Consider the following 16,786-nt stretch of genomic DNA (forward strand, 5'->3'; position numbering starts at 1 on the left):
GTACATCACTATCTTGCGCTTTCATTCGAATGTCGTTTCAATCCCGATTATTTCCGTTATAATAAATCATGAGGTGATGAATTGGACAGACGTAAATCAACTTTCATTTCTGAAGCATGTTGGCTTGCGGTTTTGACCAATGATTCCAGCTATGAAGGTGTACAAACGACCGGGATTTTTTGAGCCCTTCCTGTAAATCCCGAGTAAACACTGCTCACTCATCAAGATGTTAAAGAAGTCACGAATTTAACACCCGCAGCTTAACGGGTTAAATACAAGGGAAAGGGGGGCTATCTTGAAAGACAGGCAGCCACAGACAGTCTATTATTCGTTATTTGAGGACAGTAAGTGGAGATTATATCTCTGCGCAACCGAAAAGGGTCTATGCTATGTCGGTTCGCCCGATACATCATTAAACGAGCTGAAAGAATGGACGGATAAACGATTACCTCAAGCGATCCTGGAAGAAAACAACCAGTTGCTTGAGCCGTACAAGCAGGAACTAAGCGATTACTTCCGTGGGAGGCGAAAAGATTTCACATTTCCGGTCGATTTGCACGGCACCGCTTTTCAAAAGGTAGTTTGGGAGGTGTTGGGTCGAATCCCTTATGGCGAAACATACACGTATGGGCAGGTAGCAGAATTGATCAGGCGCCCGAAAGCGGTACGGGCCGTCGCTGCAGCCATAGGCGCCAATCCAGTTATGATTCCTATTCCTTGTCACCGGGTCATTGGAAAAAATGGCAAGCTGACTGGTTTTCGAGGCGGACTGGATATGAAACAAGCTCTGCTCCGATTGGAAAAACCTAGTGAAACTCATGCTGAATGGTAGAACAAAAAAAGATAAATCGCTTTAGCCAATTGTGTTTCGAATGGAAAATAGCACGCTTGGATATTCCAATCCCAGCTTGCTATTTTCCATTCCGTAACGGTTAGATTGAAACTCAAACCCTCAGCGATCCACGAAATCCTCTCGCACCATAGTAGGATTCTGCTCCATTGTGATACACGAAGACATGGCCGTAACGCCGGTCGCAAAAAAGGGCACCGCCTCGTTCTCGTATATCCTTCGGTGTTTGGACCCAGCTAGATGTTTTCAAATCGAATTCGCCAAGTTTCTGCAACGCTCGATATTCCTCTTCGGTCAACAATTCTACACCCATAGAGGCAGCCATATCGATGGCAGTATTTTCAGGTTTGTGTTTTTTCCTAGATTCCAGGGCTTCACGATCGTAACAGACACTCCTGCGTCCTTTAGGGCTTTCCTTGGAACAATCATAAAAAAGGTATTCGTCCTTCTCCAAATCATACCCTACGACATCCGGTTCGCCGCCAGTTCTTTCCATTTCATGCAATGACCATATTTTCTCCGTATCGGCTTCGAGCTTTGATTGGACGGTGGACCATTCCATATCCTCATGCCGGTTCAAGTTTTTCTCAAAACGTGCTTTCAACACGCTGAGCAATTCTTCCTGTTGTTCGCGGGATAACGCTTTATTTTTTCCTGGCAAATTCGCTTCCTCCTTATTGCTTTTATGTAAAGACTAAAACAACCTTGAATACGACTCCATTTGTAATTCAATAAAAAATGAATATAATCCTTTTTTGTTTAAACAAATAATCCGGGTGAAGGATATTCTTGTGTTACTTGGCTGTTTGGTAATGCATTTTGATCATTCAGTAAGGCGCTGGTTGATAAAAGTAATTAGGAGTCTTCACTTCATCCTTGTATTTATTGTGAAAGACATGGGTCGATGCAGGTGAAACGGGAGGAATCAGCCATGACCAACGCCCGGTAACATCCCTTCCATTTGCCGCTTCTTTTTGTTCAAATGCGTGGAATTGCTGGGCGGCGGTATGGTGATCGACAATGTTGACGCCAGCACGCTTGAAAGAATCGAGAACGGCTACATTCAATTCAACGAGTGCTTTGTCCTTCCAGAGGGAAGCGTTTGAGCTCGTATCCAGTCCGATCGCTTTGGCGATTTTGGGTAAACAATTGTAACGATGGACATCCGCCAAGTTGCGTGCTCCGATTTCAGTTCCCATATACCAGCCGTTGAACGGAGCGGCTTCATAGTTTATGCCGCCTATTTCCAGCCGCATGTCCGATATAATGGGGACAGCATACCACTTGATTCCTAGCTCGTGTACTTCCGGGTAGTCCGGATGGTCGATTGCCACTTCTTTTACCAAATCAGTGGGTAAGTCGGCCCAGTAAGGCTTTTGGCTGCCGACCTGGACGACCAATGGCAGCAAATCGAAGTCCGTCCCTTTTCCTGTCCAGCCCAATTCCTGACAGGCTTTGGTGAAAGCCAGCGAAGATGAATCGCCGATGATTCCTTCTTCTGTTTGATAACCAGCATAACGGATCAGCTGATGATTCCAGATCCGGACATTTCTTCCGTCATTTGTTTCTTGTTTGAAGATAGTAATGGAAGGACGTATCTTTCCCTGATTGGTGGCGAACAGAACATGTTCGAACAGCGCTTCCATAATCGTCTCTTCCTTCTCTAGATCACGAGCATCGATGACATGGAGCCTGTCCCAGAACAATCTGCCGATACAACGGTTGGAGTTCCTCCAAGCCATTTTCGCCCCTTGGACTAATTCTTCTTTCGTATGCTGGTAAGTTCCCGTTTGGATAATCTCCTGTTCGACTGATTGAAGTCGGCGATCCGTTTCTATTTTTGTTTTCCCCAACTCCTGATGACATTCGGAAATAAACTGTGCGGCTTCTGTGTATATATTCTCTCTCACTCTGACGCCTCCAGACGTATGAACTAGCAGTCTTCCTTTATTTTAAGTGACTGCCTGCTGCAAGGCAACGACTTCACGAAACCGTCATAATTGCGGAGACAAAGGATTAGGAGGATAATGTGAACAAAACGATGTAATAGGAAGGAGACTATCGAGCATGGTATTATCCATGAAAAAATCATTATATAAAAAGCTATTGGAAAACTTATCGACAGATCCATTCACCGTTACATTTTGGGATGGCACCGTCAAACAATACAATCAAGGTGTTCCCGAGTTCCATATTGCCTTTCATCGCCCGCTCAGCACCAAACAGCTTACAGAGGATCCGATGCTGGCGTTTGCGGAAGGATATATGGATAAAAGCATCGAGGTGGACGGGGACTTAGAGTACATCATCGAAAGCATCTTCAACCAGCAAGGGAGTATTCTCGATCAGCCCCTCGCACTGAGTGCGTTAAATAAATTTAAATCGACCGGCAAAAAACAATCGAAAGACAATGTAGCCCGTCATTATGATTTGGGTAATGATTTTTACAAGCTATGGCTCGATGAAACAATGAATTATTCTTGTGCCTATTTTAAATCACCTGATGACAGTTTGTATCAGGCACAGAAAAATAAAACACATCACATTCTAAAAAAACTGAACCTGCAGCCAGGACAAAAGCTGCTGGATATCGGGAGCGGCTGGGGCTATTTACTGATAGAAGCGGCCAAAGAATATGGTGTAGAGGCGCTTGGCGTCACGCTGAGCGAGGAGCAATACAAACAAACGAAGCGCCGCATTGAAACAGAGGGCTTACAGGGACAGGTAGAAGTCAAAGTGATGGACTACCGGGAATTGATCCATGAGGGGACAACGTTCGACCGGATTGTCAGTGTTGGCATGCTGGAACACGTCGGCCATGCCAACATCCCGACTTTTATGGAACATACCAATCGGCTGTTGAAAGACAATGGGGTAGCTCTCTTGCATTGTATTACCGGCTTAGTCGAAGTGGAAGGAAATGCATTCTTGAACAAATATATCTTTCCGGGCGGCCAAATTCCTTCGGTCCGTGAACTGGTCGATGGAATGACCCAGAATGATCTGCGCATCTTCGACATGGAAAGCCTGCGTCTGCATTACACGATTACGCTCAGACACTGGAAACGCAATTTTGAAGAAAACCTCCATACGATCAGCCAGCAATTCGACGAACGGTTTATCCGTATGTGGCGGCTTTATTTGAATGCTTGTGCGGCCAATTTCACTTGCGGAATCTCAGATCTCCATCAATTCTTGGTCACCAAAGGTCCGAATAATGAATTGCCGATGACAAGGGATTATTTGTATGAATAATTTGGAAGCTGCGGATATCCGTTGCTTTCTGTATGGCGACAAACACTTTCTGCTAAAAATGCCCGGAAAGTCTTGGAATCTGTGAAAATTGAAGTAAAATGAAGACATATCACTAGAGAAACGGAGCGATACCAGTGTGATTTCCTGTGGACAAACAAGAAGCATAATCGAATAGACGGGAGGAAGCATTGGTATGGTGGAGTATGTTTATTTTGCGCCAGAAATTACTTTCAGGGAAAAAGCCGGAGAGGTGTATGCGAAGCACCGTAAGCTTATCCTAGAGCAACTCCCACAGACTGAAATTCATTATATCGGGAGTACAGCTGTGAGAGGTTCTCTTACCAAAGGGGATGTCGATTTGCAGGTGCGCGTTGACCAGCAAGACTTTCCCGAAGCGAAAAAAGGCTTGCAAGGTATGTACGACGTTAATGAGGGAAGCTACCAAACTTCTTTCTTTTGCGGATTTGAAGGGGAGGATGAGTTGCCGGTTGGCGTGCAGCTGACGGTCATGGGATCGGAAGCTGACCACTTTTGGAAAACGACGCGCTTCTTTCAAGCTCATCCGTCCTATAACGAAGCATATAATCAATTGAAGAAACAATTCGACGGTAAAGAGATGGAACATTATCGCAATGCAAAAGCGGAATTTTTAACCGATATTTTGGCCAGCGAAGCATACCAAAACTATTTAAAGAAGTAGCAACTTACACCAGGACGGCAGTCAGCAAACGATTGCCGTCTTATTTTATGGATGGAGGAGCGGAAAATGACCACTTCAACAAATGACCGAATGTTTTTAACCATGGCATTGGAAGAAGCAAAATTGGCACTGGAAGAGAATACATATCCGGTGGGGGCCGTTATCGTCGACGAACAGAACAAGGTGATTGCCAAGGGAAGAAACCGTGTCCATACAGATAAAGATGCGACAGCCCACGCGGAAATCGATGTCATCCGCAATGCCGGGCAGGCAATATTGGATGCTAAAGTAAGCGGGAGGGTATTGACCATCTATAGTTCGCTTGAGCCTTGCCCGATGTGTACCGGGGCGATTTTGTTCTCCCATATCAGGAGGGCGGTCTGGCTGAAAAATGATGAGGAAGGGTTTGGCGGTTACCGGAAAATAAAGGAGACAATGGTTTTCGATCGACGTTTTTCCAGCGTGAAAATGGTGGCGGAGCCCCTCGACGATTTAAAGCATCAGCAGGAAACGCTAATGGACAAATGGGCGGACAATCCGCATAATGTTATCAATCTGCGAAAAGCTTCAGGGAAATAGAGCTATTGCGAGAAAGGGGAAAGCTGGATGGATTACCAGGTGCGGTTTCTTTTGAAGTCCGATTTACTGAATTGCTCTGAAACGTACACAGATGTCTTCAACCGTCCCCCATGGAACGACGGTTGGGAACAGGAAAAGGCGCAGGAACGGCTGACCGATATTTTTTATCAGCCGAAGTTTATCGGGTTAGGTGCTTTTACAGAAGATGGCTTGTTGGTCGGTTTTTTGCTGGGCTATTCGGAAACATGGGTGAAAGCAAACCATTTTTATTTGAATGAGATGTGCATCAAATCAGCTTATCAAGGACGGGGGATCGGCTCCAGCTTAATAGAAGCACTTGAGAGCCATTGTGCCGATAACGACGTCGATAGCATTTATCTGCTTACTGCCAGGGAAGGACTTGCAGAAACTTTCTATAAGAAAAATGGCTTTGAGAATAAAGCGGGTATGGTGATGATGGCCAAGCGTTTAACGGATTAAACAAGGAAGAAGAAAACGGAAAAAGATATAGGCACCGACACACGTCTATATCTTTTCTCTTTTTTAATAATAGGGATAGTAAGGAAAAGACGGATAGTATCCTTGTTGGCCATATGCGATATTCGGCTGGGTACTTTGCTGGCAATCTTTGTATGGTCCGATGTAAGTGGACGGATGGATAGGGGCGATCGTTTTCTCCCATTGGCGCTGGTCCAGGCAATACGTGTGGGCCATGACATTGGCTGGGGTGAACTTCAGTAAGTCAGAACCAAGAATCACTTCAGGTGTCGGAGCGTCAAAAATGGCCAGCAGATGGGTATTGTCGACCGTCGCCATTTCATAATGCCACCAGCCCTGCGGCACGTTGGCCACCTGGCCAGGTGTGATTGGATAATTAAGTATTTCCTTTGTATAGGGATTCATAATCGAAACAGTCGCTGCGCCTGAAATACAATACACGAGCTCTGCAGCATTTTGATGATAATGCGGTTCGACGACATTCGTACTGCTTAGGAAAATGTCGAGCAACGAAACGTTTTCCAATGTATTGAGTTGTTCAATGCCCAAAATATTTATTAAATTTTGATTGTCTTTTTTGAACAAATTGCTTTTATTAACGTCGAACGTAAACTGAGCAGAAGGGGATGTGTAATCGGCATTCGGGTTCATCCAGTTCACCTCTTTAAAATTTATACAGCCTTCCTCCGTATGTTATGCCGTAGGGAAAAATGGGTGAATGTCATGATTGCGTAAGGGGGGATTACCATGAAAAAATCCTTGGTCATTGCCATATCGTCGGTATCAGGAGGTGGCAAAACAACGATTACTAATGAGCTGGCGTGTCAATTGCCAGCAGCAAGCATTTTGCGTTTCGATGAATATGCCTTCGAGGGACCTGAAAACCTTGCAAAGTGGGCAAAGGAAGGAGCAGATTACAATGCTTGGAATCTTGCGCCGTTGCTTGAAGATGTCCTGCTTTTGAAAGAAAGATATGATCTCATCCTTTTGGATTATCCTTTTGCCTATCAGAATAGCCGGATGAAGGATGTTATTGATCTCGCCGTGTATATCGATACCCCCTTGGATATCGCTTTAGTGCGCCGAATGTTAAGAGATTATCCAGAAGGATCGGCCACGGTGATGAAAAAGGACTTATCGCATTATGTCACATACGGGAGAGAGGCATATTTGGCAATGGAACATAAAATCATGCCAAATTCAGACATCGTGATCGAAGGAACACTTTCGAAAGAACGAATCACGCAACGCATCATAGAGGAAATAGACAAGTTCAAATGGTAAATGATATGAATGTTGCTGTTGCAAGTTTTCCATAAAACTTCATGCTATCACCAGTTTTTTCTAGTAATATAGCATTATAGTTGTCATCATTTAGCAGCGATTAGCGAAAGGGAGGGAAATACAGTTGCCTACTTACCATAAACTAGTTCGGGATTACATACCACAAATCATCGAACAAAACGGAAAAAACAGTTTAACAAGTATACTGTCTGATCAGGAATACATAGCGGCCTTGAAACAGAAAGTGAACGAAGAAGCGGAAGAATTGGTCACTGCTGAAACGAAGCAGGACATCATCGAGGAAGCCGCTGATATGCTGGAACTGTTGCATGCGATAGCAGAAGTGAACGGGACTTCCATAGAAGAAATAGAAAAAGAGAGGAAGAAGAAAAAGGCGGAGCGTGGCGGGTTTAGGGAGCGGGTGTTTCTTTTAGGGGTGGATGATTGAATAGAAAATAGGATAGCTGAACCTTAAAACAGCAAAGAAGAAAAACAGCGAGGAGAAAAGAAAATGGGAATGAGTTTTGGAGAAAGTTTAAAAATGGGGTTTGATTTATTCTGGACGATGGTTACTGCGGAGCCTAAGCTGACAATGCTTTTATTATTAATGATTATCGTTCCTTCCATTTATGCGGTAATCATTAACTCGGACATGATTTTCAAATATGGATTTTGATAAATACTTAACCCTCAAAGCACAAATATCCCCAATCCCTCATCTGCATCCCTCTACTGTGTAAGTTTCCACTTTGGTGGACTTCAATAAGCAGACAAATGATATCACTGTAAAAAATAAACAAATGACAATCATGGTCTGGGAGTAGGCGAATTATTCAGTTTTACCCTTTGAACAATATGTTAGATATCTTTTATTTAAGGAAAATCATTAAATAGTTAAGTTCTTCACAAAATCTGCATAATTTATGGGTATGACTAAAATATAGTAATAAAATTTTCTAGTGAGGTGATATCCAATGGATGAACATAAACAGCATCACAATCATCATCATGAAGACCAAAATGACCATGGTCATAAACATACTGAACATCATCACCAACACCATGAAAACGATCATGACCATGATGAACATGGTCACGGTCATCATGGTCATGATCATAGTCATATGTTAGATGATTTCAGAAAGCGATTTTACAATTCATTAATTGTGACAATTCCAATTTTGATTTTATCCCCAATGATTCAATCATTCTTAGGCTTCGAATGGCGTTTTCCGGGTGACATGTATTTGTTGTTCGCCTTATCTACCTACATTTTCTTTTATGGTGGGTTACCCTTTCTGAAGGGGTCAATTGACGAACTTAAACAAAAAAATCCTGGCATGATGACACTTATTGCATTGGCTATCGTTGTTGCCTATGGATACAGTTCTTTAACTGTATTCGGGTTATCTGGAAAGAACTTTTTCTGGGAACTAGCCACATTAATTGACATTATGCTATTGGGACATTGGATTGAAATGCGATCCGTCATGGGGGCATCCAATGCCCTTGAGGAACTTGTCAAAATGATGCCCTCAGAAGCTCATTTAGTTGATGAAAATGGAGAGATCACGGAAGTAACAATATCAGATTTAGAAGAAGGGGACAAAGTCCTAGTCAAACCAGGGGAAAAAGTTCCCGTAGATGGGTCCATTATAAAAGGACATTCTGCTATTGATGAATCAATGCTTACAGGGGAGTCTGTGCCCGTTGAAAAGAGCGTAGAAGATGAGGTGATAGGTGGATCCATTAATGGGGAGGGCTCGTTAACTGTATCGGTTGTCAAAACAGGTAAAGAAAGTTATTTGTCACAAGTGGTTACAATGGTCAAAGAAGCCCAAGAATCGAAGTCAAAAACCCAAGATTTATCCAATCGGGCAGCCAAGTGGCTATTCTATGTAGCACTTGTAGCGGGGTTTTCCACATTATTTATTTGGCTTTTCCTAGGGTATGATTTTAATTATGCACTTGAACGAATGGTAACCGTTATGGTTATTGCTTGTCCGCACGCACTTGGATTAGCCGCACCATTAGTGGTAGCAAGATCCACAGCATTAGCAGCGAAGAAAGGATTATTAATTCGAAACCGTGCAAGCTTTGAAGATGCGAGGAAACTTCAATCCGTTGTGTTTGATAAAACAGGGACATTAACAGAAGGGAGGTTTGGAATTACAGACATTGAATTAGAAAAAGGGCTTACAGAAGAGGAAGTGCTAGTGTTAGCTGGATCTATCGAAGCACAATCTGAACATCCTATTGCGCGAGGAATTATAGAGGATGCTAAACAAAGAAACATCTCGTTTAAGAGTCCTGAATCCTTTGAGTCCCTTACAGGGAAAGGGCTTCAAGGAAAGGTAGAAGGAAAAGACGTGAAAGTGGTCAGTCCTGGATTTATTCAAGAACAAGGATTATCTTATCCGAAAGAGCGTTTTGAAGAACTTTCGCAACAAGGAAAAACGGTCGTTTTTGTATTAATTGATCAAGAACTTGCGGGCATGGTTGCTCTGGCAGATAAAATTCGAGAAAGTGCGAAAAGTGCTATTAGCGAGTTGAATAGTATGGAAGTTCAATCCATGATACTGACTGGTGACAATCAACAGGTAGCGAACTGGGTAGCCAATCAATTAGGGTTGGATGATGTTTTTGCGGAAGTATTGCCCCATGAGAAAGCCGATAAAATTAAAGAAATTAAACAAAAGGGCTTAAAAGTTGCCATGACAGGGGATGGAGTGAACGATGCACCCGCTCTAGCTAATGCAGATTTAGGTGTTGCAATTGGAGCTGGAACAGATGTAGCTATGGAGACAGCAGACGTCGTTTTAGTTAAAAGTGATCCAAATGATGTGGTATCGATTATTTCTCTTTCAAAGGCAACATATCGAAAAATGATTCAGAACCTTTGGTGGGCAGCAGGTTATAATATCGTGACAATCCCACTTGCAGCAGGTATCCTATCCCCAATAGGTATTGTATTAAGCCCAGCAGTAGGGGCAGTTTTAATGTCGTTAAGTACAGTAATTGTTGCTATTAATGCTAGGTTATTTAAAGGATGATGATTTCGTTACTTGTAAATCTAAAACTAGATAAAGGACTGAAAAACGCTTGGATTTATATTTTGAACCCAAGCGTTTTGCAATAATTTTCAGCAAAACCTATAAAGAAGTCTTTGTCATTTTTGTCGTTTGTAATTATGCCATTATTTACTTCCTGTACATATGAAGAATTTTTAATATTTACAGGTATTAGTGATGCTGAGAAAGAAATTGGTGAACTCATACAGATGATGGCTTTACACACCCAGTCAAAAAATTAGTTTACGTAAAGAAAAAGAAATAAATCACATTTATGATCACATCATCATTGTTTGATAATCGTTCATCCGAAAAGATTCTTAACGAAAAGGTTAAGGAAATGATATGGATAACAAAAGATGATGAGTATGTATTAAAATGGAGAATCACTGACAAAGATCATTTGTTTTAATCTCACATTTTACTCCTTATGAAACAAACGACATTCTTTCTAAATAACTTCCCTTTAAAAAATTATTTGCGTTTAGCAATGATAAAGAAATAAATAATTCCAATAATTAAAATGGGTATCCCCATAAACAGGCATAGCTCAAAGAAGTGTTTTACATACATTTCCCAGCTATCGCCTGTTGTAAGTGATATAGAAGCTGTGAGACATCCTAGACCAATGAAAATTAATAATCCAGCTAAGATGTATTCAAACTTTTTCATTATGATTCTCCTCTTCTAAAAGTAGGAATAATATGGTAAATGTCGTGCCTTTTCCTTCAACACTATCCAAGTGAATTCTTCCCCCATGTACGCCAACCAATCTCTTGACAATGGATAATCCTAAACCAGTACCACCGAGAGATCTGGATCTTGATTTATCAACCCGATAAAATCGATCAAATAAATGTGGGATATCTTTATCCGAAATACCTATTCCAGTATCCGAAATTCGAATACGGATGGATGAATGATGATAAGATATCGTTACTTTAATCGATCCTTCCTCTGTATATCGAACAGCATTTTCAAGTAAATTTGTAAAAATTTGCTCCATTCGATATCCATCAGCTACAAAAAGCGGGATATCCGTTTCTTGATTGTAATGAACCGTTAATCTTTTTTCTTCTGCTTTGATTTGTATTTTATTTACAGCCATCTCTAATACATGGGTAAGATCTATTTTTTCATATTGTAAATTTAGTTTTCCTTCCTCAATTTTGGATAAATCCATTAAATCATCCATTAATTTATTCATTCGGACGGTTTCGTTTTCAATGATATTGAGAAAAAGCTTTTTTTCTTTTTCATCTCGATATAACTTCTTTTGGATAGCTTGTGTATATCCTTTTATATAGGTTATAGGTGTTTTTAACTCATGAGAAATGTTCGAAAAAAACTCATGTCTATTTTGTTGATATTTTTCTAATCTATAAGACATATTATTGATTGCATTGGCTAGTGAACCAATTTCGTCTGATCCTTGATAGGGAACACGCGCACTAAAATCTTGCTCTTTAGAAATTCTTTTTGTTACTTGTTCCATTTGAAGTAAGGGAGAAACCATCTTTCTAGATACAAAAAAAGTAAATCCAATAGCGAGAAGGACGGTTCCGATACCTGCTAAAGTCAGCATTTGGGTAACATTTTTTATGGATTGATCGAGAGCACTAATAGAAGAAAATAGGATGATGTTGCCTATGTGTTTGTTATCGTGGATGATGGGTTCTCCTATTTTTAAATACTTTTCATCACTCGTTACATACTCATCTTTGATGGATGTGTTACTTGAAAGTGTGATTAATTCTTCTTTACTCACGAGGCTATCTTGATGAGAATGGGTAATGCCTGAACTAGACAATACCCTTCCATTTAAATCACTGATGACGATTTCAACATTTGTCATGTTGGCAAGAGTATTAAACATTTGTAGAATCTTTTCATCTTGTACATCCGTGATCATATTCGCGTATTGAGAAGAAAGATCACTTAATTTTGTTTCTACATCGTCATAGAAATAGTTTTTTAAAATTTGATTTACTGTAAAACCTAAAGGCAACAGAACTAAAAGGTGAAGGGTGATAATCGTAACTCCTAATTTAATGATAATACTATTTCGTTTCATATTGATTCACCATTAGTAAATTTATATCCTACACCCCATATGGTTTTAATGGGTTGATAAGTCAACCCTGCTACTTTCAATTTGTCTCTTAAATTTCTTACATGGGAATCAACAGTTCGAATATCGATAATTTCATCTATACCCCACACCAGATCTAACAATTGCTCACGCGTATACACCCACTTTGGATTTGAAGTAAGAAGGTACAACAGATCAAACTCTTTTGGTGTCAATTTAAGAAGAGTTTCTTTTACATATGCTTCCCTTGCCTTCGGATATATGGTTAATTCTTGCATTCTTTTGGTTAAATCATTAGATGGCTCTCGATGATCAAAAGTACGTCTTAATTGTGCTTTTATTCTAGCTTCGAGTTCTTCTGGTTCAAATGGCTTGACTATATAATCGTCTGCGCCTAAGTTTAGCCCTTCTACCTTATCCTTGGTTTCATTTAATGCAGTCAATAAAATAATCGGGATGTTTTGATCTTTTGCTCTAATCCGCTTACATACTTCTAATCCGTCTAGTTGAGGCATCATAATGTCCAAAAGCACTAAGTCAATCTTTTGATTTTTTAAGAGTTGTAAGGCATCTTCACCGTTATCGGCTTCAAATAAGTGAAATGTGTTATTCAAATGCACCTTGAGCAACATTCTCATTTGCATCTCATCATCAACAATCAATAATGTTGGTTTTTCCATACAAATCATTCCCTTTCTAGGGACTATTTTGAGCTTATTATAATATTTTTCATCTTTTTGATAAAAGCCTTAACTAGAGTTTTAAGGTAAGTTAAGGCTTTGATGAAAAGGGGAGTTAATGACTATTTGCTTTTCCTTCGTTTACACTTTCTTCCCATGTTACGCCACCATCATGTGTGAAGTAGATGTCCTTATTAACAGTTGCCACAACAATTTCTTGGTTATCCACTGGATTTTGTTGTATATAAGATATTGCATCGCCTTCTAAAATAGGAAAATTAAGGTTAGTAGTTTCCTTACTATTTAAATCAATCCTCATTAATTGGATCTCATCAGATTGAACGCCTACTAGTAATCGGTTATTGAAGTCAAAAGTGACCGCTGAAACCTTCCCAAGGTCTAAAACCTCTTCAAACTGATCCCCATAATCAGATGATAAAAAGACACCTTCACCTGTTCCGATTGCCACGATTCCAGTTTCACTTGGATGTGCTGCCAGAGTAGATGTTTGTCCTTCTATACCTGATAGTGTGCTCTTGGTCCATGTTTTAGTTTCATCAGTGGAATAGTATATCCCAGGTCCATCCATACGAGAGTTTTCTTGTGGATTGAAAACATAGATGTCTTTTGTTTCATATCCTGCGGTCATGCCGTGAAAATCGACTTCTCCGTATAGATCTAGTATTTCCATGTTTTTTCCTTTATCGGTACTTTTAATAATTCCTAGTGGATTTTTTAAATTCGTATTTGGATCAGGATGTCCACTACTATAAAAACCGTCTTTATACATAGAAAATCCCATAAAATCATGTTCTTCACTATCGGTTGGTTTTGTCCAATGCCCATCCTTGTATATCCTAAGTCCATCATGAGAAGGAACCAGTATCTCTTCTCCATCATTTGTATATCCAATTCCATGTATATGGGTAAAGGTAATCTCTTCGTCTTGGCTTGTGTTAACCATGATTAAAAAGAAAATTGATAGGATCATTGCTCCAATCGTTGTCCATTTGAAAATATTCTTCTGTTTTGATTTTTTTTGATGTAGTATACGTTCTTCCTTTTTCTTAACATTTAATTTCGTAAGCTTCATAGAACTGAGTATAAACAAAGTAGCAACCACCAATAGAATGATCATAGCCCCTAATAATCCATAAGTCCAAATACTTAGTCCGCTATTACTTGTTTCATCCGTACCATGAGCAAAGACCTGTGTTGGGAGTAAAAATAATAACAAGTTCATTATTGTGAAAAGAATTGTTTTCTTTTGCATGTTTGATTCATCCTTTGACCTTTAATTTGAGTTACATATCATAAGTTTTAAAGTTTGATAAATTGAGAATATCTATAAAAAAGACCTTGGAGCCCAAGGTCAAAATAGGGAGTGTTCAATATAAAATACTATAAGTTTTTCATCACCTTGTTATTTTCATCTCCATTACCATGACAATCTTGATACATTTGTTCTAATTGTTCATCATTAAAAGATGGATGCATTTCTTTCATCATCGGTAACATCTCAGTAAAACTCCAGCCATTTCCGCCATCATGAGCAAAAACAATGTTACCAATACCTAGAACAAGGATCAGTGTTATAGCACCTGATAATAACATTTTTCTCATCATTTCACCTCCTCTCAGTAATTTAAAATCCCGTAAATCCATTAAAAAAATTATTAGATAAAAAGGATGTCAACTTTGTCATCCAATCAAAAAATAAAAAGATTCCCATTAAAATCATGGTGACCCCACCGATTTTCATAACTTTTCTATTATGTCTTTTGATCCACTTCATTTTGCCAACAAAAAAAGACATAGTGAAAAAAGGGATAGAAAACCCTAAAATATAAGCAACCATGTAAAACATTGCCTGATCAGGGTTAGAAACAGCCAGTGCAATAACTCCTGCTAGAATGGGGCCTGTACACGGAGTCCATCCCGCTGCAAAGGCAAAACCAATTACACTTGATCCAATATAACCACTTGGACGGTCTCGGAAGGTAATGCGCTTTTCCATCATCATAAATTTAGGTTTGAAGATACCTAGGATAACCAATCCTAAAAATATAATGAGTATTGCACCTAATTGGCGAATGAGGTCGCCATATACAATAAAAAATTCTCCTAAAATAGAAGTAGAGAATCCTAAAGCAATAAAAATAATTGAGAATCCTATCAGGAAAAATAAAGTATGTAATAGAGCTCTTTTCTTTAGTATTCCTTTATTGTTTTGCAATTCATCTACGGAGACACCCGTTATATAGGATAAAAACGCAGGGTACAATGGTAAGCAACAGGGTGAAATAAACGACAACACCCCAGCCCCAAACGCTAAAAGTAAATTTACTTCTTCCATGCTAATCCTCCAAAACTATGGTCTAATTTGATTCATATATTCGTTGATTTCTTCTTCTGTCATACCAGCTGGGATTCGGTTAACAACCTTCCCATTCTTATCAATTAGAAATGTGATTGGTAATGATCCAACTCCATATGCGTCCATAACAGAGCCGTTTTCATCTAAGAGAATAGGGAATGATAAATCTTTTCTTCTTACAAATCCTTCAACCGTTATTTTGGGTTCACCGACATCAACTGCTAAAACGGTCACTCCTTTATTTTTAAAGTATTGATGCTGATTTTCCATATATGGCATCTCCTTTTCGCATGGAGGGCAGTATGTAGCCCAGAAGTTTAAGAAAACCCCTTTCTCCCCTTGAAAATCACTCAACTGGATCGTTTCACCCTTTAATGTTTTAAGAACAAAATCTGGAGCCTGGTCACCTATTTCAACAACCTCAGTTTCCTTTTGCGTGTTATAAATAGCGAAAATCACGGCTGCTAAAAGTATAATGAGTATGGACGTTCTCATTATTTTTCTGCGTTTCTTTTTATTCATTGAGAAAACTCCTTTTATTCTTTACCAATAGGTCAAAGTATCTAATATTCCTAGAATAATCATCAACCACCCAGCTACACGTTGAATAACTTTTCCGAATTTTTTTCCTCGTTTCATGAATTTACCACTAAGTCCAAAATACCAAATCAAAAAGAGGACTAGTAAAAAGGGGACGGATGTTCCAAGACCAAAAATGGAGGGTAAAATTATTCCATATGATGTGGAAAGTACAATCGGCATAAGTGTCATAAAAAATAAAATAAACATTGTTGGGCAAAAAGCAAGAGTGAAGCTAACTCCCAACAAGAAACTCCCTATTTTATTGTCCCTTAACCGATCTGGGGTGTTCGCTATGTTGATATTCCATCGTATCGAAAATAAGTCGACCATATAAATCCCCATGACAACTAATAAGGGTCCTATTGCTTGTCTCATCCATGGAATGACGTAGGTAAACTTGCCTTGTATTTCGGAACCTAAAAGCCAGACAATAAAACCTAATCCTGAAAAAACTAACAATTTTCCAAGAATAAAAAGGGAAATATGCACCCATGGAATTTTTTCTTGTAAAGAACGATTGCCATAGATTGTAATGGCACCAATATTCCCTGTGAATTGGCAGGGCGCAACAGCCCCTACAATACCTAAGATAAATGCTGAAAAAAGTGGGATCCCTTCCCATGTAAGTGCTAAATGATAAAATGGGTCACTAAGCCAATTGCTAATTTGACTAAAAAATTGATACATAAACGTCTCCTCATTCATTTTTTCTTAATGTATATGATATCTTCTATTTTTGCAGAAAATTTGCAGATACAGATAAGAAACATTTTGCATAGTAATTTAGGTAAAGGAGAAACTATATAGTGGCAATAAAT

General features: G+C 39.6%; 20 protein-coding genes. 9 read left to right on the forward strand and 11 right to left on the reverse strand.

Annotated features, from left to right (window positions below; all coding sequences use genetic code 11):
• The first annotated feature begins 295 nt into the window (after positions 1 to 295).
• Positions 296 to 832, forward strand: a complete 537-nt coding sequence (locus tag ERJ70_RS06910; RefSeq protein ID WP_209368152.1) for a methylated-DNA--[protein]-cysteine S-methyltransferase — start codon at positions 296 to 298, stop codon at positions 830 to 832.
• 112 nt (positions 833 to 944) lie between these two features.
• Here ERJ70_RS06910 and ERJ70_RS06915 read toward each other — a convergent pair whose 3' ends face one another.
• Positions 945 to 1,511 carry a DUF4256 domain-containing protein gene (locus tag ERJ70_RS06915; protein ID WP_209368154.1) on the reverse strand — a complete coding sequence of 189 codons (567 nt, stop codon included), beginning with the start codon at positions 1,509 to 1,511 and terminating at the stop codon, positions 945 to 947.
• Positions 1,512 to 1,677: 166 nt separating this feature from the next.
• Entirely contained in the window at positions 1,678 to 2,760 is a 1,083-nt protein-coding gene (locus ERJ70_RS06920) for a nitric oxide synthase oxygenase (RefSeq protein ID WP_209368156.1), read from the reverse strand.
• Between the two features lie 157 nt (positions 2,761 to 2,917).
• Between ERJ70_RS06920 and ERJ70_RS06925 the strand changes: the two genes are divergently transcribed.
• From ERJ70_RS06925 to ERJ70_RS06940, 4 genes are all read left to right on the forward strand, one after another.
• Positions 2,918 to 4,105: an SAM-dependent methyltransferase gene (locus ERJ70_RS06925; RefSeq protein ID WP_245208142.1), complete on the forward strand. Its 1,188-nt coding sequence runs from the start codon at positions 2,918 to 2,920 to the stop codon at positions 4,103 to 4,105.
• A gap of 193 nt (positions 4,106 to 4,298) precedes the next feature.
• Positions 4,299 to 4,805 (forward strand): GrpB family protein, encoded by a 507-nt coding sequence (locus ERJ70_RS06930; protein ID WP_209368158.1) that lies wholly within the window; start codon positions 4,299 to 4,301, stop codon positions 4,803 to 4,805.
• A 66-nt stretch (positions 4,806 to 4,871) separates the two neighbouring features.
• Positions 4,872 to 5,384 (forward strand): nucleoside deaminase, encoded by a 513-nt coding sequence (locus ERJ70_RS06935; RefSeq protein WP_209368160.1) that lies wholly within the window; start codon positions 4,872 to 4,874, stop codon positions 5,382 to 5,384.
• A gap of 27 nt (positions 5,385 to 5,411) precedes the next feature.
• The gene (locus tag ERJ70_RS06940; RefSeq protein WP_209368162.1) at positions 5,412 to 5,864 is read left to right on the forward strand and encodes a GNAT family N-acetyltransferase; all 453 of its coding nucleotides are present in this window, start codon (positions 5,412 to 5,414) and stop codon (positions 5,862 to 5,864) included.
• Between the two features lie 63 nt (positions 5,865 to 5,927).
• Here ERJ70_RS06940 and ERJ70_RS06945 read toward each other — a convergent pair whose 3' ends face one another.
• Positions 5,928 to 6,533, reverse strand: coding sequence for a cupin domain-containing protein (locus ERJ70_RS06945; protein WP_209368163.1), 606 nt, complete (start codon positions 6,531 to 6,533; stop codon positions 5,928 to 5,930).
• Positions 6,534 to 6,629: 96 nt separating this feature from the next.
• Between ERJ70_RS06945 and ERJ70_RS06950 the strand changes: the two genes are divergently transcribed.
• The 4 genes from ERJ70_RS06950 to ERJ70_RS06965 all read left to right on the forward strand — a co-directional run bounded on the left by ERJ70_RS06950 (position 6,630) and on the right by ERJ70_RS06965 (position 10,219).
• Positions 6,630 to 7,166 carry a nucleoside/nucleotide kinase family protein gene (locus tag ERJ70_RS06950; protein ID WP_245208143.1) on the forward strand — a complete coding sequence of 179 codons (537 nt, stop codon included), beginning with the start codon at positions 6,630 to 6,632 and terminating at the stop codon, positions 7,164 to 7,166.
• Positions 7,167 to 7,290: 124 nt separating this feature from the next.
• Positions 7,291 to 7,614, forward strand: a complete 324-nt coding sequence (locus ERJ70_RS06955; RefSeq protein ID WP_209368164.1) for a nucleoside triphosphate pyrophosphohydrolase — start codon at positions 7,291 to 7,293, stop codon at positions 7,612 to 7,614.
• Positions 7,615 to 7,677: 63 nt separating this feature from the next.
• On the forward strand, positions 7,678 to 7,842 hold the full coding sequence (locus tag ERJ70_RS06960) for a hypothetical protein (RefSeq protein WP_209368165.1): 165 nt from the start codon (positions 7,678 to 7,680) through the stop codon (positions 7,840 to 7,842).
• A gap of 298 nt (positions 7,843 to 8,140) precedes the next feature.
• Entirely contained in the window at positions 8,141 to 10,219 is a 2,079-nt protein-coding gene (locus ERJ70_RS06965) for a heavy metal translocating P-type ATPase (protein WP_209368166.1), read from the forward strand.
• A gap of 492 nt (positions 10,220 to 10,711) precedes the next feature.
• Here ERJ70_RS06965 and ERJ70_RS06970 read toward each other — a convergent pair whose 3' ends face one another.
• From ERJ70_RS06970 to ERJ70_RS07005, 8 genes are all read right to left on the reverse strand, one after another.
• Positions 10,712 to 10,909: a hypothetical protein gene (locus ERJ70_RS06970; protein ID WP_209368167.1), complete on the reverse strand. Its 198-nt coding sequence runs from the start codon at positions 10,907 to 10,909 to the stop codon at positions 10,712 to 10,714.
• Positions 10,896 to 12,311 carry a HAMP domain-containing sensor histidine kinase gene (locus ERJ70_RS06975; RefSeq protein WP_209368168.1) on the reverse strand — a complete coding sequence of 472 codons (1,416 nt, stop codon included), beginning with the start codon at positions 12,309 to 12,311 and terminating at the stop codon, positions 10,896 to 10,898. The genes ERJ70_RS06970 and ERJ70_RS06975 overlap by 14 nt, the downstream gene beginning before the upstream one ends.
• Positions 12,308 to 13,009, reverse strand: coding sequence for a response regulator transcription factor (locus ERJ70_RS06980; RefSeq protein ID WP_209368169.1), 702 nt, complete (start codon positions 13,007 to 13,009; stop codon positions 12,308 to 12,310). The genes ERJ70_RS06975 and ERJ70_RS06980 overlap by 4 nt, the downstream gene beginning before the upstream one ends.
• Before the next feature lie 115 nt (positions 13,010 to 13,124).
• Entirely contained in the window at positions 13,125 to 14,282 is a 1,158-nt protein-coding gene (locus ERJ70_RS06985; protein ID WP_209368171.1) for a F510_1955 family glycosylhydrolase, read from the reverse strand.
• 128 nt (positions 14,283 to 14,410) lie between these two features.
• On the reverse strand, positions 14,411 to 14,632 hold the full coding sequence (locus ERJ70_RS06990) for a hypothetical protein (RefSeq protein WP_209368173.1): 222 nt from the start codon (positions 14,630 to 14,632) through the stop codon (positions 14,411 to 14,413).
• Positions 14,633 to 14,654: 22 nt separating this feature from the next.
• The gene (locus tag ERJ70_RS06995; protein WP_209368175.1) at positions 14,655 to 15,365 is read right to left on the reverse strand and encodes a cytochrome c biogenesis CcdA family protein; all 711 of its coding nucleotides are present in this window, start codon (positions 15,363 to 15,365) and stop codon (positions 14,655 to 14,657) included.
• A gap of 15 nt (positions 15,366 to 15,380) precedes the next feature.
• A complete protein-coding gene (resA, locus tag ERJ70_RS07000) occupies positions 15,381 to 15,908 on the reverse strand; it encodes a thiol-disulfide oxidoreductase ResA (RefSeq protein WP_209368177.1) in 528 nt (175 codons plus the stop codon).
• A gap of 21 nt (positions 15,909 to 15,929) precedes the next feature.
• Positions 15,930 to 16,655: an urease accessory protein UreH domain-containing protein gene (locus tag ERJ70_RS07005; RefSeq protein WP_209368179.1), complete on the reverse strand. Its 726-nt coding sequence runs from the start codon at positions 16,653 to 16,655 to the stop codon at positions 15,930 to 15,932.
• Positions 16,656 to 16,786 lie beyond the last annotated feature (131 nt).

The organism is Sediminibacillus dalangtanensis (assembly GCF_017792025.1).
Lineage (GTDB): Bacteria > Bacillota > Bacilli > Bacillales > Amphibacillaceae > Sediminibacillus > Sediminibacillus dalangtanensis.